Source organism: Halomonas sp. TP35 (assembly GCF_052375975.1).
GTDB lineage: Bacteria > Pseudomonadota > Gammaproteobacteria > Pseudomonadales > Halomonadaceae > Vreelandella > Vreelandella citrativorans.
Map to the genome: position 1 here is coordinate 51088 of NZ_JBQSUZ010000007.1, position 16006 is coordinate 67093.

12 protein-coding genes and 1 riboswitch are annotated in these 16006 nt (G+C 52.4%); of the genes, 5 read left to right on the forward strand and 7 right to left on the reverse strand.

The window, feature by feature from the left end; all coding sequences use genetic code 11:
- Positions 1–50 precede the first annotated feature (50 nt).
- The 3 genes from ACT3RU_RS10290 to ACT3RU_RS10300 all read right to left on the reverse strand — a co-directional run bounded on the left by ACT3RU_RS10290 (position 51) and on the right by ACT3RU_RS10300 (position 3756).
- Positions 51–1841 (reverse strand): GGDEF domain-containing protein, encoded by a 1791-nt coding sequence (locus ACT3RU_RS10290; protein ID WP_483392668.1) that lies wholly within the window; start codon positions 1839–1841, stop codon positions 51–53.
- A 359-nt stretch (positions 1842–2200) separates the two neighbouring features.
- Positions 2201–3259, reverse strand: a complete 1059-nt coding sequence (locus ACT3RU_RS10295) for an SPFH domain-containing protein (RefSeq protein ID WP_172117243.1) — start codon at positions 3257–3259, stop codon at positions 2201–2203.
- A gap of 2 nt (positions 3260–3261) precedes the next feature.
- Positions 3262–3756 (reverse strand): nodulation efficiency, NfeD-like protein, encoded by a 495-nt coding sequence (locus tag ACT3RU_RS10300; RefSeq protein WP_192527841.1) that lies wholly within the window; start codon positions 3754–3756, stop codon positions 3262–3264.
- A gap of 160 nt (positions 3757–3916) precedes the next feature.
- On the opposite strand from ACT3RU_RS10300, the gene ACT3RU_RS10305 reads away from it, so the two are divergent.
- Positions 3917–4630 carry a trimeric intracellular cation channel family protein gene (locus tag ACT3RU_RS10305; protein WP_192527840.1) on the forward strand — a complete coding sequence of 238 codons (714 nt, stop codon included), beginning with the start codon at positions 3917–3919 and terminating at the stop codon, positions 4628–4630.
- On the opposite strand, the gene ACT3RU_RS10310 is transcribed toward ACT3RU_RS10305, so the two are convergent.
- On the reverse strand, positions 4627–7581 hold the full coding sequence (locus tag ACT3RU_RS10310) for a translocation/assembly module TamB domain-containing protein (RefSeq protein WP_192527839.1): 2955 nt from the start codon (positions 7579–7581) through the stop codon (positions 4627–4629). The two genes, ACT3RU_RS10305 and ACT3RU_RS10310, sit on opposite strands and share 4 nt — an antisense overlap.
- A gap of 108 nt (positions 7582–7689) precedes the next feature.
- Between ACT3RU_RS10310 and ACT3RU_RS10315 the strand changes: the two genes are divergently transcribed.
- Positions 7690–8397: a DUF3581 family protein gene (locus ACT3RU_RS10315; RefSeq protein ID WP_087106339.1), complete on the forward strand. Its 708-nt coding sequence runs from the start codon at positions 7690–7692 to the stop codon at positions 8395–8397.
- Between the two features lie 125 nt (positions 8398–8522).
- Here the strand turns inward: ACT3RU_RS10315 and ACT3RU_RS10320 are convergent, their stop codons facing one another.
- Positions 8523–10262 carry a potassium/proton antiporter gene (locus tag ACT3RU_RS10320; RefSeq protein WP_192527838.1) on the reverse strand — a complete coding sequence of 580 codons (1740 nt, stop codon included), beginning with the start codon at positions 10260–10262 and terminating at the stop codon, positions 8523–8525.
- A 111-nt stretch (positions 10263–10373) separates the two neighbouring features.
- The gene (locus ACT3RU_RS10325; protein ID WP_140398963.1) at positions 10374–10760 is read right to left on the reverse strand and encodes a hypothetical protein; all 387 of its coding nucleotides are present in this window, start codon (positions 10758–10760) and stop codon (positions 10374–10376) included.
- Positions 10761–10988: 228 nt separating this feature from the next.
- Here ACT3RU_RS10325 and ACT3RU_RS10330 point away from each other — a divergent pair, with 228 nt between their 5' ends.
- On the forward strand, positions 10989–12488 hold the full coding sequence (locus ACT3RU_RS10330; protein WP_192527837.1) for a CoA-acylating methylmalonate-semialdehyde dehydrogenase: 1500 nt from the start codon (positions 10989–10991) through the stop codon (positions 12486–12488).
- Between the two features lie 61 nt (positions 12489–12549).
- Here ACT3RU_RS10330 and ACT3RU_RS10335 read toward each other — a convergent pair whose 3' ends face one another.
- Entirely contained in the window at positions 12550–13242 is a 693-nt protein-coding gene (locus tag ACT3RU_RS10335) for a hypothetical protein (RefSeq protein ID WP_172117235.1), read from the reverse strand.
- 265 nt (positions 13243–13507) lie between these two features.
- A riboswitch (TPP riboswitch) is annotated at positions 13508–13612 on the forward strand.
- On the opposite strand from ACT3RU_RS10335, the gene ACT3RU_RS10340 reads away from it, so the two are divergent.
- Both ACT3RU_RS10340 and corA read left to right on the forward strand, forming a co-directional pair.
- Positions 13602–14990, forward strand: a complete 1389-nt coding sequence (locus tag ACT3RU_RS10340) for an SLC5/6 family protein (RefSeq protein WP_192527836.1) — start codon at positions 13602–13604, stop codon at positions 14988–14990. It overlaps the preceding riboswitch by 11 nt.
- On the forward strand, positions 14987–15955 hold the full coding sequence (corA, locus tag ACT3RU_RS10345; RefSeq protein ID WP_087106327.1) for a magnesium/cobalt transporter CorA: 969 nt from the start codon (positions 14987–14989) through the stop codon (positions 15953–15955). The genes ACT3RU_RS10340 and corA overlap by 4 nt, the downstream gene beginning before the upstream one ends.
- Positions 15956–16006: the final 51 nt, after the last annotated feature.

Genomic DNA, 16006 nt, shown 5'->3' on the forward strand with positions numbered 1-16006 from the left:
TTTGGCAATCAGCTTATCGCTGGACAGCGAGAGGGGGATTTTATGCTGGGCTACGACTGCCCCAGCATAAAATCGCGCGTTTTAGGCGTTTCAGGCCACACAATGCAGCGATTGCGGCCGCCGTTTTTAGCTTGATATAGCATCTCATCAGCCATTTTTAGCAGTTTGAATGGGTCCTGGGTATGGTCTGGATAAGTCGCTACTCCGCAAGAAAGCGTCACTTTTGTTAGTGGCGCTCCCTGGTATGCTAGAGAGAGTTCTGATGCCAGTGTCAATAGCGCGTTAGCACGAGACTCGGCAGCATGAACTGATGTCCCAGGTAGTAGAGCAACGAACTCTTCGCCTCCAAACCGACAAACGATATCAAGGCCACGAAAGTGATGCTTTAGCAGTTCCGCCATTTCCACCAGCACGCTATCGCCTGCATCATGGCCAAAGTGATCGTTGATCTGCTTAAAGTGGTCAATATCCAGCATGAGTAGCGATAGTTGGCTGGCGTTTTGCTGCGCGCGGAGGCATTCATGCTCGAGCACTCTATCAAAATGACGTCGGTTATATAGGTTAGTGAGAGGGTCTTTAAAAGAGAGGTTTTCTAGCTCCTGGACGAGGCGGCCAAGCTTCTTGGTCCTTGATGCCACTTGATATTCCAGAGTTTCATTCGCAAGTGACATCTGCTGCTGAGTATGCCGGTAGTGCCAAAGAAAGATCGCCGCGTTAGCCAGTGAAAAGATCAGCGTGCCGTAGCTTAACGGTATGGTGCGCCAGGCAATAAAGCCGTGGGCTACCAGCATGTCAGTCAATAAGAGTGGTATGAACAAAGTGAAGCAAAGTGCTAATAATCGCTGCTCAGTACTTAGTTCTCGGAACCTAAACAGGGCGAGTATTAGCATGGTGGGCAGCGTGACGGTGAGTAATGCATCAAATACGGGAAAAGTGATAGAAAGGCTAACAAGCCCTAATTGAACCAGGCTGATCGCTATGGCGAGATAGGCTAAGTGTAGCGCCCAAATACTGGTCAGCCAGCGCTTTGTTTTTCCGTTAAACCAATGGCTTAGTAGTAGCCCAAGAGCAATGGGTAGCGTGTAGTAACTGCCCGCGCGCAATGTGTCCCAAGCCAGAGCATTATCAACGATCAACTGGCGAGCTGGCGCTTCAGCCAACAACATTAGGCCAGAGGCATAGGCAAACAGAGCAATAGCTGAAAAGCCGCGCCTTTCAGGGCCAATAACGGCGAATATAGTCGCTATAAACGCTAAAACAAATACCAGGGCACTGACTGCAAGGTCTTGGACGGACATGTGGATGATACTTTCCAATACCTCAAGACGCTCCATGACCTTTACTTCGCCCCACAGGCCGATATTGGTGTAATAGGAAAATACTCGGATGTTGAGCGGTTTGCCGGAAAAATTCTCAGGCAGTTCAACCATGTGCCACGGCCAGCCTGCAAAATCTCCCCGCCCTTGGGCATCGAATTCGCCGTACTGGTAGATCAGTGCATCATCCAGATAGATCTGGCCAATCAGGTTAATACTGGTGATGTAGAGTACGGGGTCATTCCAGTTACCGTCTGGCAATACACCGCGGAACCATACCTGTTCCTGGCCGTTTCTTTCCGGTGGATCGGCAGGAAAGTTGATGGGGTTCCAGGTGAGTGATGTATCGGGCGGCTGGGAAAGAGTGCCTTGAGTTCCCGCAGGAAGGTCTCCCCAGTGGTACTCCCAGCTATGCAGAGGTTGAGGGGCTGAGTCAGCCTGTAAAACACCCGAATACAGCACCCACACGCAAAGTGTAATGCTCCACAGAATAGCCTTATATTTGCCATCCCCAAGCGGCAACAAAATTCTATCCTGGTCGCTGTTATGCGGCTGTTAAACGCATCATCACTGATGATAAGTCAATGAAGTGATGCTAAAACCCGCTCGGCCAGCCAGTGTATACATAGTGAAAGCGGCTGATGATGCTCGGCTTGGCAGGGGGAGGAGCCCCTGTTAGCTTAAAAACCGGCTGATAAACCTCATTTCCTCGTGGTGAAATGAAGTTTGTCATTCTGCGGGCTGTATAAAAAGGCGCGTATCGAAGTTTTGTTATTGCGCAAATTAAAGCAACTTTATGTCATGTTGGCTACGAAAAAAAGTCGGGTGTATTGTTACCCGACTTGGCCTGGGCTTTTTTAATGAGTGTTATCAGCTAATCGTTATTAACTGCTAATACTTCCGCCTACCACGCCGCTGCGAAAGCTGTTGGATGGGTTAGTATTGCCGGTGCGGTGTTTTAGATGTTCTCCTACCGCATCCTCAGGTGAGCCTGCCAGTTCGCGGAACATGCCCATGGAACCCAGCAGAGCAGAAGATTCATAAGGCACAAAGACGCGCTCGCCGTCTTTCGCCATGTTGGGCAAACCCTTGATATAGCTCTGGCCGAGTAAATAACCCACCACGGTGCGTTTGTTTTCCTCGCTGTCGCCAATAGCATTCAATACCAGTTTGATGGACTCCTGCTCGCCCTGGGCGCGCAGAATGGCCGATTCCTTATCACCCTGGGCGTTAAGAATGGACGATTCACGCTGGCCCTGAGCCATGGCGATAGCGGCAGATTTTTCACCTTCGGCTTCGGTAACGGTGGCGCGGCGTTTACGCTCGGCAGCCATTTGTAGGCGCATGGCCGTTTCTACTTCTTCAGGCATGGCGATGTCCTGTACCTCGACGCGAGATATTTTGACCCCCCATTTGGATGCAGGCTCTTCCATGGCAGCCTGAATCTCATTGTTCACTTCCGCGCGGGATTCAAATAGTTTATCCAGCTCCATTTTGCCGACCACCGAGCGTAGCGTGGTTTTCGCCAGAACCTCGACGGCCTGGCTCATGTTGACGACTTCGTAAACTGCGCGCTTAGGATCAATAATTTGGTAATAAAGCGCGCCATTGATACGAACCGTTACGTTATCGGTGGTCACGACCGGCTGGCCGGGGAAATCCATCACCGTTTCACGGCGGTCAATGCGAATCTCATCCGTGGTAATTGCCTGGTACTCTTCGCCCATTTTGCGATAGCGCAGCATGGTGATCGCGCGAGGCTGCTCAATAAAGGGAACGATGATATTGATGCCACTTTCGAGCACACGATTAAATGAGCCGAGGCGCTCAACTACCATTACTTCCGACTGACGTACAATCACCAGTCCTTTGGAAATAATCACAATGCCGATAACGACAATAATCAGGCTTATTAATAAACCGGGGCTAATAGGTAAATCCATTATTAAGACTCCTTGCGTGGGGGGGGATCGTCTTGCAAAGGGTTAGGGGCTGACGAGGGGAGGGCAACCAGCGCTGTGGTACCTTCAAAGCGCTGGAAGATAACGGACGTATCGGGTGGAAGCTCTGTGGCACCTGTGTCCATAACGCGCAAGCGGTAAAAGTCGCCGTTAATTTTGATACCGGTCGCATCGTCATAATCGCGGCGCAACGTATGGTAATGATTGCCTTTTTCGACCCCAGTGCCGGTGGTGCCGTAGGCAACGCCGCGAGGAGAAAAGCGCGGACGAATCACCATCACACCCAAGGGAACTAATAGGCCAGAAAAAATGCCCATGCTCAGCAATTGCCAAGGTAGAGAGAGTCCAAGGGCAGTGACCGCCGCGGTAAGCGCGGCAGCAATACCCAGTGCCAGTAGTACCATTGCACCTGAGGTTAACTCCCCTAAACTGAGAAGTAGCGCCAGTACTAACCATGTATAAGCAGGATTCCAATCCATAGCACCTCCTTTTTAAAAGTTCTCACAAGCGTACCCTAAGCCACGGCGTTAAGTCGGGTTAATTAGCGAATGAGTAAGCGATAGACGAAAAACGTATTAGTGATATTCTGCCTGCTTTAAGAAACCGCTTTAAGAAACATAGCGCACAAAGGGGAATCACGTGACGGGTGTGGTGTATTGGTTGGACATGATGGGTGTGATTGTTTTTGCGCTATCGGGCGTTATTCTTGCGTGTCGGTCAAAAATGGACCCGTTTGGCATGCTGGTGTTGGCCGCTGTGACCGGGATTGGTGGCGGTACACTGCGTGATTTAGTGCTGGGCTTGCGGCCTGTCTTTTGGGTCGCTGATCCCACTTACTTATGGGTTATCCTGGCAACGGTGGGCATTTCGCTGGTGGGGTTCCACTATATTCATCGCTTGTCGCGAAGATTTTTGCCTATTGCGGATGCCTTTGGCCTTGCCTTGTTTACGGTCATCGGCACCCATAAAGCGCTGTTGCTGGGAACCTCCGGTGTAGTGGCGGTATTGATGGGGATGATGACCGGTGTCGCCGGCGGAATGATCCGCGACATGCTGGCTCAGCGCGTACCGATGGTGTTGCGTGAAGAGATCTACGCTACCGCTGCCATGGCTGGCGGCACTGTATATGTCGCGCTGAACACCTTGAATACGCCGCTGAGCGTTAGTATCGCCATGGCCTTGGCGATTACGCTGGGGCTGCGGTTAGCCGCGATTCGCTGGCACTTGGCGTTGCCGGTGTTTGCTTGGGTCACTTTGCCGCCCAAAGAGACGGGTTCAGCAGCGCCGCTTTCGACGCCGGCTAAAGCCAGAGAGCGGGTCAGGATGATTCGGCGCCAGCGCAAACAGCGCTAATCAGGACGAGGGTAACGAACCGCTTGCCGCCAGCGGTCAAACCAGCGCTTGGGTTGCAGTACGTGTAACCTGGGTTCGCTGTTAACAAGCTCCACGCCTATGCCAAGTGCGCCAAGACGGGCATAGAGCGCTCCATTGGCGCTCTGCTCTTCAAGCGTGACATCGGAAAGCAGCAGTAGAGGGCCGCCGGTGAGTACCAGGTTGCTCAGCTGGATACGTTCGCCATTAAGTGCAAGTTCAGCGGTGCCATTAACATTGCGCACGTTGAGTAGCCTGCCGAGCCAGTCGCTTTCTCGGGCACGGGCTAAAAACAATCTGGCGACCAAGCCGGTGTCGCGCATGGCCAGACGCAGCTGTGTGGACAGGCGAATGGGGTCATCCCAGGTAAGCTGTGCGTCATCCATGGAGAGCTGCACCCACCAGCCTGCGTCCTGAGCGCCTTGCTCGCTTATGCGGAACACATTTTCCAAGCGCAGAAATGAGTCATTAGCCGTAAAACGCCGTGCCTGTAAATCGCCTTCAGTAAGTTGTAAGTAGAGTTCGATATCGCCACGTAGCCGCTGATCAAGAAGGGCGAGGTCGGCGCCAAACGCACGTAGGGTCATGTTGCCTTGGGCGCTCATCCCCTCCAAGAGCCACTCGCTGCCCAGGCTTGCCTGACCGCCAAGCAGGCGAAGGCCTGCATCTGCAGGCAAGTAGCGGTTATAGCGCGTAAAGTCCGGCACTTCGGTAATCGGCAAGTCTATTCGGGTAACAAAGTATTCTGCTTCTGGCGATATGAGCACGTTGCTGAGCTGGTCTGTCTGGGTGGTTAAGGCAAAGTGACGCCCCTCTACATGAGGTTGGTCATCACCGTTACGCTGTAGCGAAAAGCGCGGAATACCCAGCGAAAGTTGTGCCTGTTCGGGGCTGTCGATTTGCGCGGTTAGCTCGCCGCGCCCGCTGGCCTGGTAGTCTAAAAATGCGACTTCAAGCTGGTTGGCATCGATACGCAGCCGAGTAGGTGCCAACAGGCGCTTACTGCTAAAAGAGCCTTGGGCGAACAGTTGCCCATTGCCAGACAACGAAACGCCGTGATCTGTGGGTAAAAAGGCGTTCAGAAAACTCAAGCGCTGCACGCTGCCCTCTAGCTGAAACTGCCCACTGGGAATCTCGCCACGCCGCTGAAAGCGGCCTTCGCGAACCACTAAGATACTTTCCAGGCGCTCTTCGGGCTGTGTGTCATCAGCGACCTGCCAGCGTAAACGGCTACCACTGATATCAATGCTTGTGCCATCGGTAGCGGCCTCGCGTAGTTGCAGTGAAAGCTGCATATCGCTAGTGAACAGGGTGCTCTGCTCATCACGTTGCCAGCGGGTAGTGAGCGAATCGCCGGTTAAGGTGAGCGCTCCGCTAAGCTGTTCAGGGGTAATATGGAGCGTTCCATTACTTTGCGCTTGGCCGCTGACCAGGTTAAACGGAGCCGGGTCCGGCAGGTAGGTGGCAATATACGGTTGCAGGGCGCTAATGCTGGCCATGCGGGCATCCTGCCAGTGAAGTGTCGCGGTGGCGTGGCTGCGGGCTAATACGGGTTCGATAGGACTTTGTGCTACCAGGTCAAGTGTCGCGTCGTTAAGCAGTGTTTGGTCAGCGTGGGAGAGTGTTGCCTGGGAGAAACCAAGTGTCGCGTCCACCATCGAGGCGTCCTTTAGCTCAGCGTTAAGTATGCCTTGCCCTTGAGCGGTCATATCCAGTGCGTTGACCGCGATTGCGTCTGCCTCGACCCGCAAATGGGCGCTATGGGCGTGAGTGTCGCGAACGCTAACCCTGGCCTCTAAACGGCCATTGCCGGATAAGCGAATGCCCTGACCCTCCAGCGTATTGGCGAGGTAGCGGTCCATCATGTCCAGCCGGGTAATGGTGCCTTCAAGCGCTAGCTCAGCATCCGTGGGTGGAGTTAGTTGGTCCAAGCGCTGGTTGGCCATATCGCTTTTAAGGCTTAAGGCGGTATTTACCGCATAGGGCTGTGTATCTGCCAGCGTGACATCTTGTAGGCGAGTCTCAAAATCAATATGGTGATCGGCTACGCGTAGCTGGACGCTTCCTCTACCGGTTGCTGTGTGACGTGGAGGAGGTGCATCTGCCTCTCTCCAAGTCGTTGGTTGATCGTGCTCTAAAAGCGTTCGCTCATCCAGCGTTAAACGTAATTCAGGTGCCTTCAAAGTAAGCAGGCTACCTGGTTTAAGTGTGCCTGAGGCAAGTTCAATATGGCCCTCCAGTGCGCCGCGGCCGTCCAGGAAAAGCCACGGAATGGCCTCCAGGTAGGGCATGAATACATTCCAGGCATCTGCCTGCGCCTTAATATCAAGTGTTGCGGAAAGTGCCGCTAGCAGTTCAGGGTTAAGTGCACCCGTGGCCGGGTCCGTGGGCGTGATCTCATCAAGCGTTGCGGTGGCTTCAAGGGTTATGGCGTTAACCAGTGTGGCGTGGTCACTTGGGCGTATCAGGCGGCCTTCTGTGATTGCCAAGTTCACATGGGGTATGGCCAGGTTTTCACGGCTAAGGGTTGTATCAGCCACTTCTAGCGTGCCCTGCGCTTCAAGGGCGATATCACCCACCGTTAAGCGGCGGATTCCTTCGGCCTCTAATACCTTGATATGTAACTCGCCGCGCAGCAGCGACCATAACGAGAGTGTGAGCGTGGCATGCTCGGCCTCAATTGCCATCGGTAGCGCATCGTCTTCACGGGCAAGATAAAGGTTGTCTACTTCCCAGCGTCCAGGGTGGCGGCTAGTTCCTTGGCTCCAGCGAACCTCAATACCTTCAAACTGAGAAATTCTTTCCGGTAACCACTGACTATTCAGCAACCAGTAGCTGCCCACCAGCCAAACCGTTATGATAAACAGGCTACTGATCAAGGTAGCCAATACAACGCGGGATAAGCGCTTTTTAGTAATGTTCGTGTTTGACATACTCGCTTCCTGGCAGGTGACTCCTGTTGGCGCGTGTTTTATGGCATTATGCGCGACGCTGGATAGTTATGGGTTTTCGATTTCAACGCTAGGCAGGCAGCAAACGCCATGTTCAAGGATTTTTACGCGCAACACGGAGAGTATGTAGTGGTCTCCGCCGAGCAGGCCAGCCGTTTCGCTAAAGGCGTGGCAGGTGATTACAACCCGATCCATAATCCGGGTGCGCGACGTTTCTGCGTGCCTGGTGACCTGTTGTTTACGCTAATACTGGTAAAGTTCGGGCTGTCGCGGCAAATGGAATTTCGCTTCACCAATATGGTAAGTGCTGATACGCCACTGCTCTTTAGTGAAGCAGAAAATGGTGAGCTTCACGTAAGTGATGAGAGTGGAAAATGTTATTTACAGGTGGTTCGTGATGGCGAGACGACCCACGATAGCGCTGCTATTGAAGCATTTGCTCGTTGCTATGTGGCGTTCTCAGGCAAAAATTTCCCGCATTATTTAAAACCGCTAATGGAAAAGCATGGGGTAATGTTTAACCCTAAACGCCCTTTGGTTATCTACGATAGCATGGGGTTTTCATTAGAGCGTTTGGATGGGTTTACACCAGGCCTTGCCTTAACGCGCTCATCGCTTGATGTGCAGGGGAAGCGAGCAGACGCATTGCTTGAGTTTTCCATTGAATCGAAGGGCGTTGCAATCGGTGTCGGCTCTAAAAAGCTGGTGGTCAGTGGCCTTTGTCATTATGACGCCGCTGAAATGGCCGCCATTGTTGATGAGTTTTACCGGCTTAAAGCTGCCTACGAAGCTGCCTGAGTTGTTTCTGCAGTGCTGGTCCAGCAGGACTGGTTGAAATACGATTCTTGCAGGACATTTTTGCAGCACGTTGAAGTATTTCTAAAGGCCACCCGTTAATAGCGGGTGGCCTTTACGTATGGGTGTCAGGCGGGGTGTTGCTCTACAGTGAGTTCTGGCTGACTGATGGCCAAACCTACCGTGGTAATGCGCCCATCAAGTACGCCTTGAACGGAGAGGGTCACGTTTTCCAACGCTATTGAGTCACCTATGCGTGGTTCGTCCGTCAATCGCTCACGCAGAAGCGCGTCTAATGTGCAGTGCATATCACGGTCTAGCGTAATGCCATAGGAGTTAAATACTTCGTCGACGTTGGTGTTGCCTTTCAGATGCAATATTTGATTGGGGAGTTGGTAGTGGTCGACCGTGGCTCCCTCCGCAAAAATACAGTCAACAAACGGCAGAACCTGTGGACGCAGCACGACAAACAAGTGATCGCCTGGCTGTAATTGGGTGGACCCACGCGGTGGGATAACGTCTTTGCCACGGGTGATCATGGCCACCACTGTGCCGTCAGGCAGTGCGAGTTGCGATAAACGACGGTTGGCTGCACGAGTAAAGTCACCTAGCCGATATTCCACAATGTCGGCGTCAACGTCCTCCAATGAGGTAATCTCCAGGCTGGCGGCAGGCACAACAGGCGGTGCTTCGGTAAGTTTCAGTTTACGCGCCAGGTAGGGCAGCGTAGTGCCTTGAATAGTGGCAGAAATTAATACCACGAAGAACACCACGTTGAAGATAAGTTCAGCGCCTTCCAGGCCGAAAATCAGTGGGAAAATAGCCAAAATAATGGGCACTGATCCACGCAGGCCTACCCAGGCAACCAGCCCGGTTTCGCGGTTCGTAAAACCGAACAGTTTAAGAATGGGAGTGACGGCGAGTGGACGAGCCACCAGGATTAATATGGCCGCAATCATTAGGCCTTCCAGCCATACATCCAGTAGGGAAACAGGATTAATCAGCAGCCCAAGCACCACGAACATGACGATCTGACTCATCCACGCTAATCCGTCATGAAACAAAAACGTGCTGCGCTGAAAGGCAATCGGGCGATTGCCGATCATGACGCCTGCGATAAAAATCGCCAGGAAGCCACTGCCTCCAAGGTTCGCAGCAACGCCAAAGGCGAAGAGCCCGCATGCCGCAACCAGAACGGGATAAAGCCCCGATGTGACCAGATGAATACGGTTAATAAGTTGAACGGCTGCCCAGCCGACCAGCAAGCCGACGGCGCCACCTACTCCGATTTGCAGGATAAAGAGTTTTAACAAGCCCACTCCAAGGGGCATATCGTTAACCAGTACTTCAAGTAATCCAATGGTTAAGAAAATCGCCATCGGGTCGTTGGATGCGCTTTCAATTTCAAGCGTAGACTTGAGCCGCTGATTAATATGGATGCCAGCATTACGCAGTAATGAAAAAACCGCAGCGGCGTCGGTGGAGCCGACGATGGCGCCTAGTAATAAACCATCCAACAGGGGGAGCTTTAGAATATAAGCAGCAGCGACCCCGGTAACCATTGATGTGATCAAAACGCCGAGCGTGGCCAATAGCGAGGCTGGCTTCCACACCAGGCGGATTGAGGCGAGGGGCGTTTGTAAGCCGCCATCGAACAAAATCATTGCCAGTGCCAACGTGCCCAGCGCGTGTGCCAAACCAGGATTATTAAAGTCGATACCGCCAATGCCTGCTTCCCCCGCAAGCATACCGGTTCCTAAAAACAGTACGAGTACCGGCATACCCAAGCGAGCTGACAGCTTGCTTGAAATAATGCCGACCAGTAGCAGAATTGCTGCTAGTAAAATAAGTTGGTCCACCAGAAACATACGCACGATTCCTGAAATAACTTGATATGGCCAGACCTTTTAATAATAAATGCCTGGTGTCATGTATGTGGCAAAGAGGCGTTATGCACCTCTGTTAACCGTCGTTATTTGTTAAGCGTAGGGTGGTGCTCTGCAGGGAGGAAGGCCGCCTGGTAAGCCTGGGTTCGATGAGCCAAGGGTATTCAATACGCAGTGATAAACGGCAGGCGCAATACCAGGCCATCTTTCATGGGCGGGCAGAGCCACCCCGGTATCATTTTGAATTACTACCGGGTTTTGGCGTCGCTTGTCATGGTCCAGGCTAAGGCGATTAAGTGGGTTAGCCAGCACGATCAGCGGTTTGGTGTGGTCTTCCAAGGCTGAGTGATGACCTGGCTCAGCAGCCCGCGGCATCACCTCGTGGGGAGCGGCACACCAAAGCAATAGCGCCAGGCTCCAGAGGCCCACTTGGCCAAGCCGGAGAGACGTCATAGCGGTGGGCATGTATTGCTGAGGCAAAGAGACATCTCCTGGGTGCGCTGTATTATCATCCCTTATTGAGAGGGGAGGTCAAGCGGTTAAACATGCGTTTGCACTGTCTTTGGGGTCTTGTCATCGCTAATCGGGATTGTCTCTAATCGTTAGTTGACGTTTACGTTAACTTGCTGATATACCCTGTTCTTGGCCCTGGGGCAGCTATAGAGACTGCCACTGTTACAAACACAATCATAATCAGGAGCAAGCGTAATGGCCGTTCGCGAAATTCCCATGATCATTGATGGTCAAGCCGTCCTGTCTCAAAGCCAGGAGTGGCGTGATGTGGTTAATCCGGCGACCCAAAAGGTGGTTGCCCGGGTGCCTTTTTGCACGGCAGAAGAAGTAGAGCATGCGATTGCAAGTGCCCATCATGCGTTTAGAGAGTGGCGCAAGGTACCGCTTGGAAAGCGCATGCGTATTATGCTGGCGTTGCAGGCACTGATTCGTGACAACACCGATGAGCTAGCCGCCTTAATCACCGAAGAGCATGGCAAAACGTTGCCAGATGCCAAAGGTGAAGTAGGGCGAGGTCTGGAGGTGGTCGAACACGCCTGCTCGATTACCTCGCTCCAGCTAGGAGAGGTGGCCGAGAACGCGGCAAGCGACGTCGATGTTTATACGCTACATCAGCCGCTAGGCGTAGGGGCCGGTATTACGGCCTTTAACTTCCCGATCATGCTGCCCTGTTTCATGTTTCCACTGGCCATCGCGACAGGCAACACCTTTGTGTTGAAGCCTTCTGAGCAGGATCCCAGCTCGACCATGCGCTTGGTGGAGCTCGCCCATGAAGCCGGTGTGCCAGCTGGGGTGTTGAACGTGGTGCACGGCGGTCCTGAGGTTGCCAACCAGATTGTCGATCACCCAACGATTAAAGCGCTATCGTTTATTGGCTCAACCCACGTCGGCTCATTGCTTTACAAGCGGGCGGCAGATGCGGGTAAGCGTATGCAGGCGATGATGGGGGCGAAGAACCACTGTGTGGTGATGCCCGACGCAAATCGCAGCCAAGCCATCAACAATCTGCTGGGCTCAGCATTTGGCGCCGCAGGTCAGCGCTGTATGGCTAATTCGGTCGTGGTGCTAGTCGGTGAGGCGCGACAATGGATTGATGATATTGTGGATGCAGCAGGCCTGATGAAAGTGGGTCCTGGCACTCAACAGGATGCCGATTTAGGGCCGTTGGTATCGCCTGCCGCCAAGGAACGTGTGTTAGGTCTTATCGAGACCGGTGAAAAGGAGGGCGCAACGCTATTGATTGATGGGCGTAACTGCCAGGTACACGATTACCCGAAGGGCAATTTTGTGGGACCGACGTTATTTACCGATGTGACTGCGGAGATGACCATTTATCGTGAAGAGATATTTGGGCCGGTACTCTGCGTTGTCAACGTGGAAACACTTGACGAAGCGATTGCGTTTATTAATGCTAATCCTAACGGCAACGGCACGTCTATCTTCACGAATTCTGGCTGGGTGGCGCGACGCTTTGAAACTGATATAGACGTGGGGCAGGTGGGTATCAACGTGCCAATCCCGGTGCCGGTTGCCTATTTCAGCTTCACTGGCTCACGCGCTTCAAAGCTCGGCGATTTAGGGCCAAATGGCAAACAAGCGATCGCTTTCTGGACGCAAACCAAAACGGTAACGGCACGCTGGTTTGAGCCTGAAAACGTTTCAAGCGGTATCAATAGTACTATTGCATTAAGCTAACGCTTACTTACTAAGCAGTCACTGGCTCTTGCGGGGCCAGTGACGTTGTTGTACTCAAGGATTAAAAATCATTCAGCAGGCTTAAACTTTCTTCCAGCAGCTTTTCAATCGGCTTAAGTTGGCTTTCATGCAATACGAGTAGAGACGGCGCCTCTTTTGGTTGTCCGACAAGGGGCACTAAAAGGGCGAACTCACTCTCCTCTAGATGAAATTCATGAATTTCACGCGGGCCTAAGGCTGTTTGGCATTGGGAGCAGCGGTAGACATCGTCCTCGCCATACACCAACCGGTGATACATTTTAAAAAGCGTATAAAGTGCCAAGCCGCCTTCAAGCGCAGACCAGCGTGCGGGCGTTTTGGGTATATCGTCGGTGACCTCTTGCCCTTCGGCTTTGGCATCGGCGATCACATTTGCTAAAGGCATCGCCAAAATGGCAGGGTCTTCAGAGGGTAGCGGAGCGTTTTGCTTCGTGGCCTGGTCGAAGTCTTTTACCGCGCGCTTTACATCATCTAGCGTATTTAAAACGTAGTCAGCATGCTGTAAGTCGCCAGGCTCGCAGCTACCGTTCTCCCAGCCATGGATCACGCGTAGCGTCATGTCTCCTCGTGACATGGGGCGGGCCAGCAGCATATAAAGCATTACACGAACGTGAAGCTGGCGCTCATCGGTATTGTTTTCAAACGCACGGTAGGGGTCAGCAAACAGAGTATTGAGCCGCCCTTGCGTATGCTCCTTGGCTTCGGTGTATGACATAGTGGTTTCCTGTAAGCGCGTCGCTTATTCTCCTGTGCGACGCTTGTAACACTAATGTTTTATAACACTAATGGCGGTAAGCTACTTTTATTTTGTAATGCTTTGACTCAGTGTACAGCAGCTTTTGTTAGTCTAGACAACGTTGTAGCGAATGAATAGCAGAAGTAAACCGTTTTCCTGTTAGCTATTTAGCGGCTAGGATACGGCGCGAGTAGCCACTCATTTTGACGGTTAGCTCGCTTTACATCAGGATACACTCTCAATTCACTGTCGCCAGGGGAGCCACGTTGTGTGGCTGAGAATGCTATGACGCAGACCCTGGAACCTGAACCGGTTAGTACCGGCGGAGGAAGTGCGACATGCCATACCTAACGTCAGCCGTGCTGGGCGCGGCGCTCTGTTGCTTTGCATTTTTAGGCCTTAAAGCCCGTGGGCGTAAAGGCTCATTGGATGACTTTGTTAGCGCTCGTAATTCACAAACCAGCACCACGCTAGGGCTCTCTTTTGTTGCATCTGGTATGGGCGCCTGGATTTTGTTTGCACCGCCAGAAATTGGCGCTTTTATTGGCCCATTGGCCTTGGCAGGCTATGCCCTTGGCTCCTCACTGCCTTTTATCGTTCTTGGCTTTTATGGTCCGTCTATACGCCGGGCTCTCCCTGAGGGACGGAGCATCGCTGAGTTTGCCGAGGCGTGCTATGGGCGCGGAGTGCGCCACTGGGTAACGCTGGTTTCCGTGGTGTATATGGCCTGCTTTTTAGCTGCTGAATTAACCGCTATTGGAGCAATCACCTCACTGCTTTCTGATGTTCCGTCGAGCTGGGTGATTATTGGAGTAACGCTCACTACGTTGCTTTACACGGTAAGCGGTGGGCTACGCGCAAGCCTGGCCACTGACCGTTGGCAGGCATGGCTATTGCTTGCACTGTTAGTGGTGGTTTCCAGCGTCGCCCTTTGGCACTTGCCTGCCATGCCGAGTAGTGCGGCATGGCCCTCTATCGCCTCTTCTGATGCGCTTAGTGTTGCTCTAACGCTTGTCATTGCGGTTACCGCCGCGAACTTGTTTCACCAAGGCTACTGGCAGCGGGTATGGGCGGCACGTGATGACCACAGCTTGGCCCGCGGGGCTTGGATAGGAGGGATCGCCACGGTCATGATCGTTATGGTGATTGGCGGTTTGGGTATGCTTGCTGCCATGAACGGCGTTCCGCTGGGCGAACCGCCCATGCCTTTTTTTGCGCTGCTCAATAACGCGCCACCCTGGCTGGCTATAACAGCACTAGTGCTTGCCGTCACACTGGTGGCATCCAGCGTAGATACGCTACAAAGCGGTATTGCCTCACTGATAGTATCGCGCAGTGAACAGCCTGGCGTTTCCATAGCGCTCACACGCTGGATGACCGTTTTGCTTATGGTGCCTGTAGTGGTTGTCGCGCTTCAAGGTGTGTCTGTTTTACGTCTTTTTTTAATCGCTGATTTAGTCTGCGCTGCAACCGTGGTGCCCGTACTGCTGGGCTTATGGCGGCGCATGACGCCCCTTGCAGCTGTCGGTGGCGGCATGGCGGGCCTATTGGGTGCGATCTTGCCTGGGTGGGTTAGTCACGCCAGCATAAGTGAAGGGATAATGGCGGCAAGCTTTCCGAACAGTGTGCCCACACTAGCGCCGTTTCTAGGTGCGTTGTTAGCTTCCACGGTGGTGAGCGTGTTGTTAGCGTATTTAAGAACCCCCTGGAACCAAGGACAGTTATGATTCGCAGTATTTTGACTACCCCTGATGGCGAAACTCATGAAGGGAACGAAGAGCTTTTTGTAACATGGCAGAATACCCCTGACAGTCATATCTGGATAGATATGCAGGGGGAATCAGAAGAATCTGCTGAGCGGCTACTAGGTAAGTTTGAGTGTCACCCCATGGCTATTCAGGACGCCCACAAGGAGCGCGTGCCACCCAAAATAGAAGAGTTTGATAACCACGCACTGATTATTTATCGCGGTATTTCATCTTTTGATGCCAAGCTAAACTTTGTTCCTCAGCAGGTCTGCTTTTTTATTGGTGAGCGCTTTTTAGTGACGCTACATCCAGGCGTTGCCATGAGCATTGAGTGGCTCTTTAAGGAGCACGGTAAGACGTTATTAGCGAAATCACCGGAGCAGGTGGCGCTCAAGGTGATGTATAGCTCTGCCGGGTACTACATCGATAGCCTGCTTGAGTTTGAAGCAGAGTTAAGCGATTTAGAAGACGAATTACTTGAAAACGGCAACGATGTATTAATGCGCAAAATTACTATGTACCGCTCTCGCTTGGTCAAGATGCGGCGCGTGTTTAATTATCATAAAGGGATTACTCAAGAGTTAACCGTCTACGACTATGAGCACGTCCCGCGTGAGGAGCGTGAAACGCTGCATGCCATTAACGATGTTGCTGAACGCTTTGAACGGCTTTATACGCTTACTCAGATGTATTACGACATTTGCGGTGATTTAGTAGACGGTTACATATCAATCTCGTCGCACCAACTGAACATTACAATGCGCGTTCTAACGGTCATTACGGCGATCTTTGTTCCGTTAACGTTTCTTGCGGGTATCTACGGGATGAACTTTGACTACATGCCGGAACTGCACTATCGCTACGGTTACTTTTTTATTTTAGGAATTATGGCAGGAGTCGGCGGCGTACTGATTTGGCTATTCAGGCGAAAGGGCTGGTTCTAGTTCAGCAGGCTTTTAAGCGGCAGCAAGAGTTTGTTATGGTCGACAAGTCAT